We start from the raw sequence: 15,990 nt of genomic DNA, 5'->3' as shown, positions 1-15,990 counted from the left end.
GTCCCGATGAACACTCAACCCTGCCCAGCAAGCAGCTATGCGGATGAGCCCCGGCTCATCCGTCTGGAAAATGGCAATGGTATGCAGATCACCCTGATGGATTGGGGCGCAACCTGGCTCTCCTGCCAGGTTCCCCTCGCCTCGGGTGAACGTCGGGAAGTGTTGCTCGGCTGCGCGCAACCCGAAGATTACCGCCACCAGCAAGCCTATCTCGGTGCCATGATCGGCCGCTACGCCAACCGGATTGCCCGTGGACACCTGCCCTATCCGGGTGGCGATCGTCAACTGGCCACCAATCAGGCTGGCAACCAGCTCCATGGCGGCCCGGGAGGATTCGACAAGCTGCGTTGGCAGGTGCTGGAACAATCAGCGCAACAGGTGCGCTTCGGTTTGATCTCCGCCGCAGGGGATCAGGGTTTTCCGGGTGAGCTGACGGTGGAAGTGAGCTATCGTCTGGGTGAGGACAACAGCGTCACCCTCCAGATGCGGGCCCATACCGACACCCTGACGCCGGTCAATCTGACCAACCATGCCTACTTCAATCTGGATGGCACCAAGAGCGATGTCCGTCAGCACACACTGCGTCTGCGGGCTGGCTTTATGGTGCCCACCGATGGCAACGGCATCCCGCTCGGCCCTCTGGCGCTGGTCGATGGCACCTCGTTCAATTTCAATCAGCCCAAGCGGCTAGACGCTGATTTTCTGGCGGATGAGCAGCAGCAAGGGGCCAAGGGCTACGACCATAGCTATCTGCTGGATAGAACACCGAGCAATGGCAATCAGGCCGCCGCCGAGCTGATATCCGCCGATGGTCAGCTCAGCCTGCAGCTTGCGACCAGCTTGCCCGGATTACAGCTCTATACGGGTAACTATCTGGCGGGAACTCCCAGCCGGGATGGAGGCGAATATAGCGACTACGCCGGTGTGGCACTGGAGCCCCAGTTCCTGCCGGATAGCCCCCATCATCCGGAGTGGCCGCAACCCGGTTGCTGGCTGGAACCGGGTCAGCCGTTTGAGCACCATATCCGCTATCAATTCAGCTGAGGTGCTGTCACGCTCACAGGGCCGATTCCGGCCCTGTTTCTTTTAATGCTTGTTCCCGCTCAGGAGTTGCCATGACCTCCCCCTACCAAGCTTGTGATCAGCGTTACCAGCAACAACCCTATCGTCGCAGTGGCCAGCATGGCTTGCATCTGCCCGCCATCGCCCTGGGTCTGTGGCACAACTTTGGCGGCGTCAACAGCGAGGAGTCCTGTCGCGCGCTGCTGCGGCGCGCCTTCGATCAGGGCATTACCCATTTCGATCTGGCCAATAACTACGGCCCGCCGCCCGGCAGTGCCGAGTCCATGTTCGGCACCCTGCTGCTGCAGGATTTCCTGCCCTATCGGGATGAGCTCATCATCTCCAGCAAGGCGGGTTACGTGATGTGGGATGGTCCCTATGGCGATGGCGGCTCCAGCAAGTATCTGTTTGCCAGCCTGCATCAGAGCCTCAAGCGCACCAGGCTCGACTACTTCGATATCTTCTATCACCACAGACCTGACCCCAATACGCCGCTGGAAGAGACCATGGCGGCCCTGGCGCTGATGGTACGCCAGGGCAAGGCGCTGTATGTCGGCCTCTCCAACTATCCGGCCGAGCTCGCCAGTCGTGCCGCCGCCTTGCTGCGCGATCTGGGCACCCCGTGCCTCATCAACCAGCTGAAGTACTCCATGCTCGAACGCAGCATAGAGCCACAGACCTTACCGGCCTGCAGCGCAGCCGGCATGGGCTGTATCGCCTTCTCGCCATTGGCGGGCGGCCTGCTCAGCGACCGCTATCTCAATGGCATACCGGCCGATTCACGGGCTGCCAGCGCCAGTCCCTTCCTGAAACCGGAGCAGATTACCCCCGAGCGTCTAGCCTTGCTGCAACAGCTCAATACGATTGCTCAGCAACGCGGTCAGAAGCTGTCGCAGATGGCCTTGCAGTGGGTCCTGCGGGATCCCGCCGTCACCTCGGCACTGATTGGTGCCAGCCGAATCAGCCAGATTGATGATGCAGTCGCCGCCGTGCAAGGGCCCGCACTGGATGCCGACACCCTGGCGCGTATCGAACAACTGCTGAGCGCCTGACGCCCGCTCGAACATCCGGCCGGAGCCGCGCTTGCGGTTCCGGCTTGCCATCCCTCACTCACGCAATCAGGGCTCAGCCCCCATAAATCGCTGAATCACGAGCGGTTTATCGTCCATTCATTGATTTGTCGCCACCGGCTCGGTCACAATCAGCCGCAGTGGCCGACGAGTGCCATCCTGTTGCGATGACTGGTTTTTATAGGGAGTGTTGGTTTATGAGTGCAAATCCACCGGTCAAACACCTGTGGCCCAATTTCTGGCGTCTACTCAAGCCCTATTGGGTGTCGAAAGAGGGGCGTAAAGGCTGGGTTCTGTTGTTGCTCATCCTGGTTCTGACGGGTGGCAGCGTCTATCTCGCCAAAGCATTTAACAGTTGGTACAACGACTTCTATAACTCGATGCAGAACTACGATCTGCCCGGATTCCAAAAATCCTTGCTGCTGTTTTGTGGTCTGGCGACCCTGCACGTGGTGGTCTCGGTGTACCTCTCCTACTTTCGGCAAATGCTCAGCATCAATTGGCGACGCTGGCTGACCGACCACATCATGGAAACCTGGCTGGACAAAGCCAACTACTATCGCTTGCAACTCACGGATACCAAGACCGATAACCCGGATCAACGGATCGCCGAGGATATCAGTCTGTTCGTTGCCAATACTCTGGGATTGTCCCTGGGCATACTGACCGATTTAGCCATGCTGGTCACCTTCGTCACCGTGTTGTGGACGCTCTCCACGCCGCTGGATTTTCAACTACTCGGCCATGCTATTCATCTTCCGCAAGGCTATATGGTCTGGATGACGCTGGCATACGCCATCATGGGTACCTTTTTAACCTTCGTGATTGGTCGTCCGCTGGTGAAGCTGAACTTCAATCAACAAATGTATGAGGCCGATTTCCGTTTCTCCCTCATTCGGTTGCGGGAAAATGCCGAGTCCATAGCCCTGTACAAAGGTGAGGAAGAAGAAGGCAAACTGCTGGGTGGCCGCTTCAGTCATGTGGTTGGCAACTACTTCCAACTGATGCGCCGACAAAAAAAATTGGGCTTTTTCACCTTTGGTTACAACCAGGCAGCCGTCATCTTCCCCTTTATTGTCGGTGCCCCCAGCTACTTTGCTAAAGTGATCCAACTCGGTGGGCTGATCCAGATTTCATCCGCGTTTGGCCGCGTGCAAGATTCACTGTCCACGCTGATCAATAACTTCGTTGGATTGGCGGAGTGGAAGGCGGTGGTGGATCGTCTATCCAGCTTCCAGCAAGGACTGGCTCATACCCAGAGTTTGCCGAGTATCCAGCCCGAACGTGTGGGTGAGCAGCTGCGACTGCATGATCTGGCCGTCAACCACCCGCTGAACGGCGCCCTGATGCAGGCCGCTAACTGGCAGCTGAACCCGGGGGAGTCCCTGCTGATCCAAGGCCCATCCGGCTGTGGCAAGTCCACCCTGCTGCGCACCCTGGCGGGCTTGTGGCCCTTTGCTCAAGGCAGCGTCGATTACCCGGCACAAGGTACCGTGCTGTTTTTGAGTCAACGCCCCTACCTGCCGCTGGGTACCCTGCGGGAAGCCCTGTGTTACCCGCTTGCACCGCAAAGTAACGAGGTACTGCTGCCGCTGCTGGAGCAGGTGGGCCTCGCCAACATGGCGGCGCGGCTGGATGACGAGGCGCTGTGGTCCCATATCCTGAGTGTCGGTGAGCAGCAGCGCATCGCCTTTGCCCGCGCCTTGCTGGTCAAACCGGCCCTGCTGTTTATGGATGAGGCCAGCTCGGCACTGGATGAAAGCAGCGAAGCAACTCTCTATGCCCTGCTCAAGGCCCAACTGCCCCAGACCATTCTGGTGAGTGTCGGCCATCGCAGCACCTTGCAGCCGTTCCATAGCCGTCTGCTCCGCTGGCAAGAGGGCGGTCACTGGCAATTGGCCTGAGACGTTCACTAGGATGGCAGGCCTGTCATAACCCGTGGAAGCTGACGCTGAGTCAGCTTCCTTATTGGTTGACCCAGAAGGTTTGATGAACCAGGAGACTCCGGCTTGAATGCAGCACCCCGCACCTACGGTGTTACCCTTTGCCTGCTGCTCACCCTGTTGACCAGCCTCGCCAGTGAAGCCCGACAACTGAGTTTCAGCCGCGATGGCCTGACGCTGAACTATCGCTGGCAACCACCCGCCAGCAGGGCACAAGGAGCAGCGCAGACTCAGGAGCCGCAGAGTAAAGAGACACAGAGCCTTAGCCTGACCTTGCCAGAGCAGAGCGAGTTGCGCTTTTTTAGTGCCTGGCGTCCCGATGCGGCGCGCCGCACCCTCTACACCCGGTTACTGCGCAGTGCCCGCCAGCAGTGGCCCGAGGTGCGTTTCGAACTGAAACGCCAGGATCCCTGGAGTCTGGCCATTCATACCCCTGATCCGGCCCAGTTGGCCGAGGTACAGCAGTGGCTGGCGAAAGAAGAGAAAACAGAGTTCGATAACCTGCTCAAGGAGAACTATCTGATCGCCACCCAGGATCCGCTCGGACAGGCAGGTATCAAACCGGATCATGTCCGCATCATAGATACCAGCAGCAGTGAGCTGGGGGATGTGGCGGAGGCTTTATTACAAGCCGCCGGCGGCGAACAGGTCGAGCCGCGGCAGTTGCTGAACTATCTGCTGGCGTTTGTGCAGTCCATTCCCTACGACCGTCTGCAAAGCAGCGGCGGACAACGAGGGACCGGTTATCTCCTGCCCAGGCAGGTGTTGGAAAATAATAGCGGCGACTGCGACAGCAAGGTGGCGCTGCTCGCCAGCCTGTGGCGCTACCTGAAACCCGAGATCCCCCAGGTGCTACTGTTTGTACCCGACCATGCCCTGCTGGGCATAGCACTGCCAGCCCAAGGCCAGGACGAGACGCTGGTCGCTGGGGGCTATGCACTGTTATTGCTGGAACCTACGGGTCCGGCCGAATTACCGGCCGGACAGATCGGCGAGCAGAGTCGACTCTATATCAAGACCGGCCGCTACATGGCCGAGCCGGTTCAGGCCACCGAGACAAACTCGACACCGAGCCGGTAAATCGGCTCATGGGGGGTCGCCCGGATCACCCGGGCTTGCGCCTGGAACGGCGGCAGCAAATTGCTGCTGGTCGCCAGACTGACCAGCAGTTCGTCCCCTTCGCGGATCCCGTCCTCCTCCACCTCGATGGACATGCCATTGGCACTGAGATCACGACAGATCCCGGCCAACCGACGGCCGCCATGGATGACTGTCACCGGCGCATCAACCACCATGCGCATGAATGTTCGTCTTTCCTTACTATGGTCTGTCAGCACAGAGCCTCCTTATTGACACCATCAGCCGCCTTTGGCTGGTATTGTTCACAAAACGTTAATAGAATGAGGCCGTTTTCAAACGGGGTGCGGGCGTCCGCTGAGATCATACCCGCGAACCTGATCCAGGTAACACTGGCGGAGGAATTTGAGACGACATCGCAACCCTCCTCACGGAGAGGCGCAGATGGGACGCCTGCCGACACACATCACAAGGAGTCTCGACGTGCGCTCTCTACTCTTACTCTCCACCCTGCTCGCTACTACCACCGTCATGGCCAGCGAACCGCTGACCATCTATACCTATGACTCTTTTGCTTCGGATTGGGGTCCTGGCCCGAAAATCAAACAAGCCTTCGAAAAACAGTGTGGTTGCCAGATCAATTTTGTGCCACTCGAAGACGGCGTGGCGATACTTAACCGGCTGAAATTAGAGGGGAAGCACACAAAAGCGGACCTGGTCATCGGCATGGATGAATCCATGCTGCCCGAAGCCCGTCGCAGCCAGCTGTTTGCCCCGCATCAAGTTGATATGACTCCGCTCGCACTTCCCGGCGGCTGGCAAGACGACACCTTTCTGCCGTTTGACTATGGCTACTTTGCCTTCGTCTACGATGGCGACAAATTGAAAAATCCGCCCAAGAGCCTGAACGAGCTGGCCAGCCGCCCCGATCTGAAGATCATCTATGAAGATCCGCGCACCAGCACCCCAGGCCAGGGCTTGCTGTTGTGGGTCAAGCAGACTCAGGGTGAGCAGGCCGCAGCGTACTGGCAACAACTGGCCAAGAAGACGGTCACCGTCACCAAGGGCTGGAGCGAAGCCTACGGCATGTTCCTCAAGGGCGAAGCGGATCTGGTGCTCTCCTATACCACCTCGCCGGCCTACCATCGTCTGGCCGAACAGAAGCAGAACTATCATGCTGCCCTGTTCGAAGAGGGCCACTATCGCCAGGTGGAGGTTGCCGCCCAGCTCAAGAGTGCCCATCAGCCGGAACTCGCCGCCCGCTTTATGAAATTCATGCTCAGTGATGAGTTCCAGAGCCTGATCCCGACCGGCAACTGGATGTACCCGGTGACCAAGGTCGCCTTGCCTGCTGGCTTCAACCAGAACGAAACCCCGGCCAAGACGCTGAACTTCACCGAAGCCGAGATCGCAACGGGCCGCAAAGCCTGGCTGCAAGAGTGGCGCGGCGCCGTGAGTCAGTAATGGTTTCCGGTCGAGCAGCATGAATCCACCCCTAGTCCATAAAGCCTGGTGGTTATCCGGCGCCGTGGCATTGCTACTGCTAGGCGTCTGCGGGCTAGGCCCCTTGTTGGCCTTGCTGCATGAGGGGGGGCTCGGTGCGGCCCCCTTATGGCAGGATGCCTACCTGCGGCATGTGGTGCAGTTCAGTGTGCTGCAGGCCGGACTCTCCACCCTGTTGAGTCTGGGCTTGGCGATTCCGGTGGCGCGAGCCCTGCACCGGCGCCACTTTCCAGGGCGCGGTCTGCTATTGCGGCTGTTCGGTATATCCCTGGTCTTGCCGGTCATCATAGCCCTGTTCGGGCTGGTCGCCGTGCATGGCCAACAGGGGTGGCTGCCACGACTGCTGGCGAGTGCCGGCATCCAGACCGGCTCCTATCTGTATGGGCTCGGCGGCATTTTGCTGGCCCATCTGTTCTTCAACATGCCACTGGCGGCGCGCTGGTTGCTGTTTGCCCTTGAGGCTGTGCCCGCCGAGAACTGGCGTTTGGCCAGCCAGTTGGGCATGAAATCGGGTGCCCTATGGCGATTGCTGGAGTGGCCCGCCCTGCGCGGACAGCTGGCACCACTGGCCAGCCTGATCTTTGTGCTCTGCTTTTCCAGCTTCACTACCGTGATGGCTCTGGGTGGCGGCCCGGGCGCTACCACCCTGGAGGTCGCCGTCTACCAGGCGCTGCGCTTTGATTTCGAGCTGGATACTGCCGCCCAACTGGCGCTCTGGCACCTGCTGTTGTGTGGTGCGGCGCTGGCTCTCCACCACCAGTTGGCCGCACCAACGCCGGGTCAGCAGCACAGATCCCTTCGGGCAAGCCGCCCCGATACCCAGCACTGGTTGGGGCTCGCTGTCGATTGCTTCTGGTTGAGCCTGGCCCTGCTGCTGTTTATCCCACCGCTGCTGGCCATCGTCAGCTCCGGGCTCAAACCGCAGCTGTGGCAGGCGCTGACCTCACGCCAACTCTGGGCCTCACTGCTCACCTCGCTGCAAATAGGATTGGGCGCCAGCCTGCTGGCTTGCGCGCTCAGTTTGGGGCTACTGTTCAGCAGTCGGCATCTGCGGCAACGGCTTGGCCGTCCCCATGCCGCCACCCTGCTGGAATCCTCAGGCTCGCTGATCCTGTTGATCCCGACCTCAGTGCTGAGCACTGGCCTGTTCATCCTCTTGCTGCCGGTGGCCGACGTGTTCGGCCTGGGGTTCTGGCTGGTGATGTTGCTCAATGGTCTCGCCTGTTTGCCCTACACGGTGCGCACCCTGCAACCGGCGCTGCAACAAGCGGTCGTGCGCTACGATCGTCTGGCCATGAGTCTCGGACTTCAAGGCTGGAGTCGCTGGCGCTATCTGGAGTGGCCCCTGTTACGTGACGCATTGGGTCGCGCCATGGCGCTGGCCGCCATCTTCTCGTTGGGGGATCTGGGAGCCGTGGCCATGTTTGGCAGCGATGAATTACAGACCCTGCCCTGGTTGCTGTTTCAACAGCTGGGCAGCTATCGGCTGGATGATGCCGCCGCCACCGCCTTGTTATTATTACTGCTTTGCACCGGTCTGCTGTGGCTGGTCGAGCGCGGATTTGGAGATCCCCGATGAGCGCACACTCCGAGACTATTCCGGCTCTGGTTGCGGCCCCAGAACCTGCGACACCCGAACCTGCGACAAAAGAAACGACCGACCTCGCCCTGCACTGTCAGGATCTGGCGTTGAGCCGCGACGGCGAGCGATTCTGCTTCAGTTTCGATCTGTACCCCGGCGAGCTACTGGTGCTGGTTGGCCCAAGCGGCGCCGGCAAGAGTACCCTGCTCGACTTGCTCGGCGGCTTTATCAGCGCCGACAGCGGAGCGCTACTCTGGCAACAACAACCCTTGCAGTCGCTGCCCCCGGCCGAGCGCCCATTCACCACTCTGTTCCAGAGCCACAATCTGTTCGACCATCTGAGCGTGCAGCAGAATATCGGTTTGGGCGTGCGCCCTGATTTACGTCTCAGTGCCGGGCAGTGGCAACAGGTGCATGCGGCAGCCGAGCGTCTGGGGTTGAGCGAACTCCTCTCCCGTCTGCCCACCCAGCTCTCCGGCGGGCAACAACAACGGGTTGCCCTGGCGCGATCTCTAGTGCGGCAACGGCCCTTCTTGCTGCTGGATGAACCCTTCTCGGCACTGGATCCGGCGCTGCGCCACGAGATGTTGAAGGAAGTGCAGCAACTGGCCCATCAGCAACAGATTGGCATATTGCTGATCTCTCACCATCCGGAAGAGGCACGCCAAGTCGCCGATCGGATTGCCCTGTTGCAAGAGGGAGAGATCCGCTTTTGTGGCGCTGTCAGTGAACTGGATAATGCAACCAATAACGACATGGCCCGCTATTTGGGGCGGGCCATGTCGACAACACAGGAATAAAATGCAGGGATAAGACTAGAGATTCTCTTCGGCAAACGAGGCCAGTCGACTACGCACCACACCGTTGAGATAGATGTTGGCGCTGCCATCGAAATCCTTGAAGCGTTCGACGATATAGGTCAACCCCGAGGTGACAGGGCTCAGATAGGTGGAATCAATCTGCGCCAGGTTCCCCGAACAGACCAGCTTGGTCCCCTCACCGCAGCGGGTGATGATGGTCTTGAGCTGGGACGGCGTCAGGTTCTGGCACTCATCGAGCAGCACGAAGGTATTCTGCAGACTGCGGCCACGCATGAAGTTGACCGATTTGAACTGAATGTTGGCCTTATCCATGATGTACTGCAGCGAGCTCTCTTTGCTGACATCGTGTTTGTGCAGCACCTCCAGAGTGTCCGTCACCGCCGCCAGCCAGGGCAACATCTTCTCCTCTTCGGTACCGGGCAAGAAGCCGATGCTCTCGGCAATCTCCGGCGTGTTGCGGGTGACGATAATGCGCTCGAAGATGCCACGTTCAATCACCAGCTCCAATGCCGCCGCCATCGCCAGCAAGGTCTTGCCGCTCCCGGCCGGTCCAGTCAGGATCACCAGATCCAGCGTCGGATCCAGCAAGGCATCCAGTGCCATGGCCTGGAATATGTTCTTCGGGTTTACCCCCCAGGCGTGACGCCCCATCAAGCGTTCACGGCCGATATCCTTGATCTGCAACCGTCCGCCTTCACGGCCATGTACGCGCCCGGCAAAGCTGTCCGAATCATCGATCAGATACTGATTGATATGGGTGTTGCTCACCAGCGTCTCATTCACCCAGTGGAATACATCCCGCCCGCTGGAGATGCTCTCGCATTCACCCACCTGATCCCAGAATTGCCCGTCGATCTTCTGGAAACCCTTGGCCAGCAGACGAATATCATCGATCAGCTGATCGGTACGGTAATCTTCAACCCGCTTGAGCCCGGCCCCTTTGGCCTTGAGCCGCATATTGATATCTTTGGTAACCAGCACCACGGTGCGGCCAGGAAACTTCTTCTGCAAAAATAGGGCAGCATTGATGATGCGGTTGTCATTCTCCTTATTGGTGAAGACTTCCTCCCCTTCCGGCAGATGATGGTCGGCAAAGATGGCGAGACGTCCGGTACAGTTCTCTCCCACCCGATTGCCCAGATAGATGCCTTCGGCTATCTGCTCCGGTGTGGCATCGCGGAACACGTCTTCCATGGTCCGGATCGCCACCCGTGCTTCGCGGCTGACATCCTTTTGGCGATCCTTGATGTTGTCGAGCTCTTCGAGCACCGTCATCGGCACTATGACGTCGTGTTCTTGAAAGGAGTAAATGGCGAGGGGTTCGTGCAGCAGAACATTAGTATCGAGAACGTATAATTTACGATCGTCGCTCTCCATAGGCAGCCTCCTTGGATGGCTAGGTTATCCGGTTGATGACACACACATGTCAGTTAAAGCACAACCAGATGACAGGTCTATGACTCCACCCTACGCCCCCGTTCACAAAGCTGCAACACAGCATCCGCAGTTTGAGTTGTCGCTCGCGTTTCATCGCTAATTCCCGGTAAGCACTCGGGACGGTGGCTTGTCCGACAGTCCCCCGCCAAAACCGGTTGCCGCCCGCGCCTGCAGCAGCAAATCTCACTTCCATGCGGAAGGTAAACTTCCGCATGGAACATACAACTACGGAAACAAATTTCATCGCTATTTTATTCGACAAAATAAACCATGGGGATAAAATACGACCAACATTATTCGGGCTCTGTGCTCAGAAGCCTGCCTGGGTCTGCCACCTCATCGAGAAGAATTTATGTCTGTTATCCCCATGAAGCTGGCCATCGATGATGGCTCCACCAATGTCAAAGTCAGCTGGATTGAACAGGGCACGCTAAAGACCATAGTGTCGCCCAACTCGTTCCGCAAAGACTGGAAAAGCGCCGCTCTACTCAAGGGACAGAAGGTGTTCAACTACACCATAGGCACCACCAAATATACCTATGACGCCACCTCGGATAAGGCGTTATCCACCACCCATATCGAGTACCAGTACGACGATCTGAATCTGCTCTCCGTGCACCATGCCCTGTTGCAGACCGGCATGACCCCTTGCCCGGTCCATATCGTCGTCACCCTGCCGATCACCGAGTATTACAACCCGGATGATTGCCAGAAGAACGAGTCCAAGATCGAGGCCAAGCGCCGGAATCTGATGCGCGACATCAGTCTGAACAAGGGCGAACTATTCCAGATTGTCGATGTCGATGTCATGCCGGAGAGCCTGCCGGCGGCGCTGTCCCATCTGCTGAACGCCAACTGCAATGAATTTACCAAATCCCTGGTCATCGACTGCGGCGGCACCACCCTGGATATGGGCGCCGTAGTCGGCGAGTTTGACGATGTCTCGGCCATCTACGGCAACAACGAGATCGGCGTCTCTATGGTGACGGATGCGGCGCGCAAAGCGCTGGCCGCCGCCGACAGCGATTCCAGCTATCTGGTGGCCAATGAGCTGATCAAGCGCCGTCACGATATGGCGTTCGTACAGAGCGTGGTCAACGATGAAGCCAAGATCCCCGGCATCCTGACCAAGATCGAAACCAAGATCCGCGAGTTAGGGGATCAGGTTGCTTATGAGGCCAAGAAGTTTGCCAAGAATCCGAACCGTGTCTATCTGGTCGGCGGTGGCGCCTCCCTGATTGCCGATGCCATTCGTTCAGCCTATACCACGCTCGGTGATCGGGTCGTGTTGCTGGATAACCCGCAGAGTGCGCTGTCCCGGGAGATCTGCCTCTATCATGCCGATGAAGCCGCCCACGCGGTCAGCTCGCCGGTGCTGCTCGAGGTGGGTGATGAGTAATGGGGTGGCCAGAAAACTGAATCTGGCCCTCTACCTCAACCCGGAGACTTCGGAAGCCGATCGCTTTGCGGTCGGAGCCCTGCGCGAGTGGTACGACAAGGCAAAGCGCAGCCATACCGATCGCACCTCGTTGGAGATGGTGGTTCGGCTGTTTCATCGCGACATCTATCTGGCCGGACTCTACATCCATCTGCTCAACCCTCGACTCAGCCGTAGCCTGTCGGTGGCACTGGACAGCGAAAATCTGACCGCCACCGCCTTCTGGCGCCAGTTGCATGCCTGTGGTTTGAGTGACGATGGCAGTGAGGCCAGTACCGCCGAAGAAGCACTGTTTTCACCATCCCAACTGACCCAGTTGCAACAGCTGCTGGCCGAGCAAAATGCCCATATCGTCGCGGTCCAGCAGGAGTTGCAACAATTGCGGCAGTTGGCGGACAACCAGGCGCGCCAGCTCAAACGCTTGCAGGGGCAGCCGCAGAGTTCCGCCGCTCCGGGCTCGGGGACTCAGATCAGTGAAAGCAAGGGTACGAGCTTCGAGAGTACAGACTTAAGTGAGCTGATGCCGCCGAGCGCACAGTTTAAAAAAATCAAACAAAAGGGGCTGTTTTGACAGCCCCTCTGTTGTGCCTGCTCAGTGCTAGTGGTACCGGGAATCAACGCAGCGGCTGGTCCAGGCTAATCAGCCACAAGGCGGAGCTGGCGCCCTCACCGGTGAGCGGTTTCAGGCTCAGGGTGCTGGCGACCGGCTTGCCTTCCAGCAGAAGTTTGCCACTACCATCGGTGCTGTAATCGGTGGGATCCTTGGCATCCTCGACCTTATCCTTCACCTTGACTCCGAGGCCGAAATCATTGTCGCTGGCCACGGCGATTGTCTTGGCATCGACCAGGGTTAACCCTTCCGCTTTTTCAGCACTCCAGCCCAAGGATTGCAAGTCCACCAGCAACTGTTTGCCCACCGGGACCACGCCAGCCGCCTGTAGTGCATCGGCATCGGCGTACTCCAACGCCTTGTTGGCAATCAACTGCCCACTCAAGTCCGTAGCCTTGGCCAGATCCAGACGATAGATGCGGTTGTGCATCTGCTTGTCTTTATCCTTGCCCTGCTCGATCACCAGCAGGGTCTGCTCATCAACCGCCACCAGATCCCCAATCTTGGCATCCTTGTTTTTCTTGTAGAAACCGGATTCCAGCGGATAAGCCAGCATGCGGGTTTTGCCGGTTTGCGGATCCAACTCCAGCAGGCGGATAAAGGTAGCCGACTTGGCGGTCTTCCCGTCGATATCCAGGGTGCTTTGCACGGCTGCGATGATCTTGCCCGATGGCAGACGCGCTATCCCTTCAAAACCACGGTTCGGCTGACGCCACGCCAACACGGAGGGCAAACCAGCCGCGACCTGTTGTTCACCCGCTTGCGCATCGGGTCCAAACTGCTTGAGGATCTTGCCCTGCCCATCGACGTGGATCAGAAACGGGCCGTATTCATCACACAGCCAGAAGCCCCCCTGACCATCGGAGACCAGACCCTCGGTATCCAGCCCCCGGCTATCGGTCAGAGCAATCGGCAGCAAGGCATCATTCAAGGCCATTTCACCGGTCGCGCCCACGGTTCCTGGCTGCAGCGGCAGACCATGAATGGAGCCTTTGCCATCGTGCAGCAACACCGGATGGCTCGCCTTGGCCTTACCGTCCTTGACCGTGACGGTCATCCATTGCGGCACGAAGTCCGGACGAATAAAAATTTTGCTTTCCCGGGCCTGCCCCTCCGCTGTCCATTGCGGCGCATCGGCATTGGGCCCCCGATCGGTCAGGGCGACAAATTGCAGGGCACCATCGGATGTTTTGCCGACAAAGCTCAATCCGGAGCCCAACCCGATGGGCAACCCATCCGGAAATTGACTGGCCGCTTGTCCCTGATAGGTCAGGTGACCGTCGGCTGGTAACTCGATGGCTAATTTGGCCAGTACCCCGGGAGCGGCTTGCGCCGCTGTGACCAAGCTGCCGGTTGCCATGCTACTGATGACCAGCAGCGATACCAGCAACGCCGGAGTTGCCGATTTTTTCACCCCGCCATGACGGGTAGAGACCAGCTGGGAGGAAAAAGAGTGTTTCGAGGTTACAAAGCGCATGCATGAGTCCTGAACGCTGAATTGAAGTACCGGAAGGGCAAGCGTAAAGCGCCGTGATGAATATTCCGTGACAACCCGATGGCAGAGGAATGACAAGTCGGTGCAGAATCCAAACCAATTCAACCCGTTACAGACAAACGTTTTTACCCGCGCCAGCACTGGCCCGGCGCCACGCAAAAAAATCGCCTTACATCACGCTTTTGTGTAGAATACGCGCCCACTCGGATGGGCATCCGGGTCTTGTCTTCAAGGGTATTTCTGCAAAGTTCATTTGATGGTCTGTGCACTTCGGTGGTGCCAGCACTCCGAGTAGATTTTGCGAAATTCCCCCTGGAACCTTTAGAGGACAACGAAGAGATGGAAAACACTCGACCGATCCGCCGCGCCCTGCTGAGCGTCTCTGACAAGACCGGCATTGTGGAGTTTGCCCGCGCCCTGCAAGCCCGTGGCGTAGAACTGCTCTCCACTGGCGGAACCGCTCGCCTGCTGGCCGATGCTGGCCTGCCGGTAACCGAAGTCTCCGATTACACCGGCTTTCCTGAAATGATGGATGGCCGCGTCAAGACACTGCACCCTAAGGTTCATGGCGGCATCCTCGGCCGTCGCGGCATCGATGACGGCATCATGAGCCAGCATGGCATCAGCCCCATCGATCTGGTCGCCGTCAATCTCTATCCCTTTGCTGCTACCGTCGCCAATCCGGATTGTGCGCTGGCCGATGCCATCGAAAACATCGACATCGGAGGCCCGACCATGGTGCGCTCCGCGGCCAAGAACCACAAAGATGTCACCATTGTGGTCAACGCCCGCGACTACGACCGCGTGATCAATGAGATGGATGCCAACGCCAACTCCCTGAGCTACGCCACCCGGTTTGATCTGGCCATCGCCGCGTTTGAACACACAGCCGCCTATGATGGCATGATCGCCAACTACTTCGGTACCAAGGTGCCAAGTTACGGCGTCATCGATGAAACCAGTAGCGACTCCAAGTTCCCGCGCACCATCAACTTCCAGTTCATCAAGAAGCAGGATATGCGCTACGGCGAGAACGCTCACCAGGCCGCCGCCTTCTATGTGGAAGCAGATGTCCAGGAAGCCTCGGTTTCTACCGCCACCCAGTTGCAAGGCAAGGCGCTCTCCTACAACAACATCGCCGATACCGATGCCGCGCTGGAGTGTGTCAAGCAGTTCATCGATCCGGCCTGCGTCATCGTCAAGCACGCCAACCCCTGTGGCGTTGCCCTGGGTGACGATATACTGCAAGCCTATGACCGCGCCTACAAGACGGACCCGACCTCGGCCTTTGGCGGCATCATCGCCTTCAACCGCGAGCTGGATGCGGCCACCGCCGAAGCCATCGTCAGCCGTCAGTTTGTCGAGGTGATCATTGCCCCGGCCGTCACCGCGGAAGCTCGCGACGTGGTGGCCAAGAAGGCCAACGTGCGTCTGCTGGAGTGCGGTTTCTGGACCGGCAAGAGCGAGGGTGTCGACGTCAAACGCGTCAACGGTGGCCTGCTGGTGCAAGACCGGGATCAGGGCATGGTCAGCCTGCGCGACCTGAAAGTGGTCAGCAAGCGTCAACCCACCGAGAAAGAGCTCGAAGAGCTGTTGTTCTGCTGGAAAGTCGGCAAGTTCGTCAAGTCCAACGCCATCGTCTACACCAAGAACGGTCAGACCATCGGCATCGGTGCCGGTCAGATGAGCCGCGTCTACTCGGCCAAGATCGCCGGCATCAAGGCTGCCGATGAGGGTCTGGAGGTCCAGGGGTCGGTCATGGCTTCCGATGCCTTCTTCCCGTTCCGCGACGGCATCGATGCGGCGGCCGAAGCCGGCATCAGCTGTGTCATCCAGCCGGGTGGCTCAATGCGCGATCAGGAGGTGATCGATGCGGCCGATGAACACGGCATGGTGATGGTATTCACCAACATGCGGCACTTCCGCCATTAATCACGAACCGGCCGCTCCTC

At 58.7% G+C, this 15,990-nt stretch carries 13 protein-coding genes and 1 riboswitch; of the genes, 10 read left to right on the top strand and 3 right to left on the bottom strand.

The window, feature by feature from the left end:
* Positions 1-6: 6 nt before the first annotated feature.
* The 4 genes from galM to ACYVG7_RS19765 all read left to right on the top strand — a co-directional run bounded on the left by galM (position 7) and on the right by ACYVG7_RS19765 (position 5,155).
* Positions 7-1,044, top strand: a complete 1,038-nt coding sequence (gene galM, locus ACYVG7_RS19780) for a galactose-1-epimerase (RefSeq protein WP_460884818.1) — start codon at positions 7-9, stop codon at positions 1,042-1,044.
* Positions 1,045-1,115: 71 nt separating this feature from the next.
* Positions 1,116-2,114 (top strand): aldo/keto reductase, encoded by a 999-nt coding sequence (locus ACYVG7_RS19775; RefSeq protein ID WP_460884817.1) that lies wholly within the window; start codon positions 1,116-1,118, stop codon positions 2,112-2,114.
* Positions 2,115-2,329: 215 nt separating this feature from the next.
* Complete coding sequence (locus ACYVG7_RS19770) at positions 2,330-4,036, top strand: ABC transporter ATP-binding protein/permease (protein ID WP_460884816.1); 1,707 nt, start codon at positions 2,330-2,332, stop codon at positions 4,034-4,036.
* A gap of 105 nt (positions 4,037-4,141) precedes the next feature.
* Entirely contained in the window at positions 4,142-5,155 is a 1,014-nt protein-coding gene (locus ACYVG7_RS19765) for a transglutaminase domain-containing protein (RefSeq protein WP_460884815.1), read from the top strand.
* Here the strand turns inward: ACYVG7_RS19765 and ACYVG7_RS19760 are convergent.
* A complete protein-coding gene (locus ACYVG7_RS19760; protein ID WP_460884829.1) occupies positions 5,119-5,409 on the bottom strand; it encodes a PilZ domain-containing protein in 291 nt (96 codons plus the stop codon). The two genes, ACYVG7_RS19765 and ACYVG7_RS19760, sit on opposite strands and share 37 nt — an antisense overlap.
* Positions 5,410-5,482: 73 nt before the next feature.
* A riboswitch (TPP riboswitch) is annotated at positions 5,483-5,573 on the top strand.
* Positions 5,574-5,635: 62 nt separating this feature from the next.
* Between ACYVG7_RS19760 and thiB the strand changes: the two genes are divergently transcribed.
* The 3 genes from thiB to thiQ are packed head-to-tail and all read left to right on the top strand — an operon-like array spanning position 5,636 to position 9,037.
* Positions 5,636-6,616, top strand: coding sequence for a thiamine ABC transporter substrate binding subunit (gene thiB / locus ACYVG7_RS19755; protein WP_460884814.1), 981 nt, complete (start codon positions 5,636-5,638; stop codon positions 6,614-6,616).
* 19 nt (positions 6,617-6,635) lie between these two features.
* Positions 6,636-8,234: a thiamine/thiamine pyrophosphate ABC transporter permease gene (gene thiP / locus ACYVG7_RS19750; RefSeq protein ID WP_460884813.1), complete on the top strand. Its 1,599-nt coding sequence runs from the start codon at positions 6,636-6,638 to the stop codon at positions 8,232-8,234.
* Positions 8,231-9,037: a thiamine ABC transporter ATP-binding protein gene (thiQ, locus tag ACYVG7_RS19745; protein ID WP_460884812.1), complete on the top strand. Its 807-nt coding sequence runs from the start codon at positions 8,231-8,233 to the stop codon at positions 9,035-9,037. The genes thiP and thiQ overlap by 4 nt, the downstream gene beginning before the upstream one ends.
* Positions 9,038-9,052: 15 nt before the next feature.
* On the opposite strand, the gene ACYVG7_RS19740 is transcribed toward thiQ, so the two are convergent.
* The gene (locus tag ACYVG7_RS19740) at positions 9,053-10,435 is read right to left on the bottom strand and encodes a PhoH family protein (protein WP_460884811.1); all 1,383 of its coding nucleotides are present in this window, start codon (positions 10,433-10,435) and stop codon (positions 9,053-9,055) included.
* Positions 10,436-10,847: 412 nt separating this feature from the next.
* Here ACYVG7_RS19740 and parM point away from each other — a divergent pair, with 412 nt between their 5' ends.
* Both parM and ACYVG7_RS19730 read left to right on the top strand, forming a co-directional pair.
* Positions 10,848-11,894: a plasmid segregation protein ParM domain-containing protein gene (gene parM, locus ACYVG7_RS19735; protein ID WP_460884810.1), complete on the top strand. Its 1,047-nt coding sequence runs from the start codon at positions 10,848-10,850 to the stop codon at positions 11,892-11,894.
* 4 nt (positions 11,895-11,898) lie between these two features.
* The gene (locus tag ACYVG7_RS19730) at positions 11,899-12,504 is read left to right on the top strand and encodes a hypothetical protein (protein ID WP_460884809.1); all 606 of its coding nucleotides are present in this window, start codon (positions 11,899-11,901) and stop codon (positions 12,502-12,504) included.
* Between the two features lie 43 nt (positions 12,505-12,547).
* On the opposite strand, the gene ACYVG7_RS19725 is transcribed toward ACYVG7_RS19730, so the two are convergent.
* The gene (locus ACYVG7_RS19725; RefSeq protein ID WP_460884808.1) at positions 12,548-14,020 is read right to left on the bottom strand and encodes an esterase-like activity of phytase family protein; all 1,473 of its coding nucleotides are present in this window, start codon (positions 14,018-14,020) and stop codon (positions 12,548-12,550) included.
* 357 nt (positions 14,021-14,377) lie between these two features.
* Between ACYVG7_RS19725 and purH the strand changes: the two genes are divergently transcribed.
* Positions 14,378-15,970, top strand: coding sequence for a bifunctional phosphoribosylaminoimidazolecarboxamide formyltransferase/IMP cyclohydrolase (purH, locus tag ACYVG7_RS19720; protein ID WP_460884807.1), 1,593 nt, complete (start codon positions 14,378-14,380; stop codon positions 15,968-15,970).
* The last annotated feature ends 20 nt before the right edge of the window (positions 15,971-15,990 follow it).

The organism is Pseudaeromonas pectinilytica (assembly GCF_054780855.1).
The sequence above is the reverse complement of the archived record's forward strand: the minus strand, read 5'-3'. Positions and strand labels throughout refer to the sequence as shown.

Coding starts and splice junctions, on each gene's coding strand:
- parM (WP_460884810.1), top strand. CDS start 10,848: ATGTCTGTTATCCCCATGAAGCTGGCCATCGATGATGGCTCCACCAAT.
- ACYVG7_RS19770 (WP_460884816.1), top strand. CDS start 2,330: ATGAGTGCAAATCCACCGGTCAAACACCTGTGGCCCAATTTCTGGCGT.
- ACYVG7_RS19740 (WP_460884811.1), bottom strand. CDS start 10,435: ATGGAGAGCGACGATCGTAAATTATACGTTCTCGATACTAATGTTCTG.
- galM (WP_460884818.1), top strand. CDS start 7: ATGAACACTCAACCCTGCCCAGCAAGCAGCTATGCGGATGAGCCCCGG.
- thiP (WP_460884813.1), top strand. CDS start 6,636: ATGAATCCACCCCTAGTCCATAAAGCCTGGTGGTTATCCGGCGCCGTG.
- ACYVG7_RS19775 (WP_460884817.1), top strand. CDS start 1,116: ATGACCTCCCCCTACCAAGCTTGTGATCAGCGTTACCAGCAACAACCC.
- ACYVG7_RS19725 (WP_460884808.1), bottom strand. CDS start 14,020: ATGCGCTTTGTAACCTCGAAACACTCTTTTTCCTCCCAGCTGGTCTCT.
- purH (WP_460884807.1), top strand. CDS start 14,378: ATGGAAAACACTCGACCGATCCGCCGCGCCCTGCTGAGCGTCTCTGAC.
- thiQ (WP_460884812.1), top strand. CDS start 8,231: ATGAGCGCACACTCCGAGACTATTCCGGCTCTGGTTGCGGCCCCAGAA.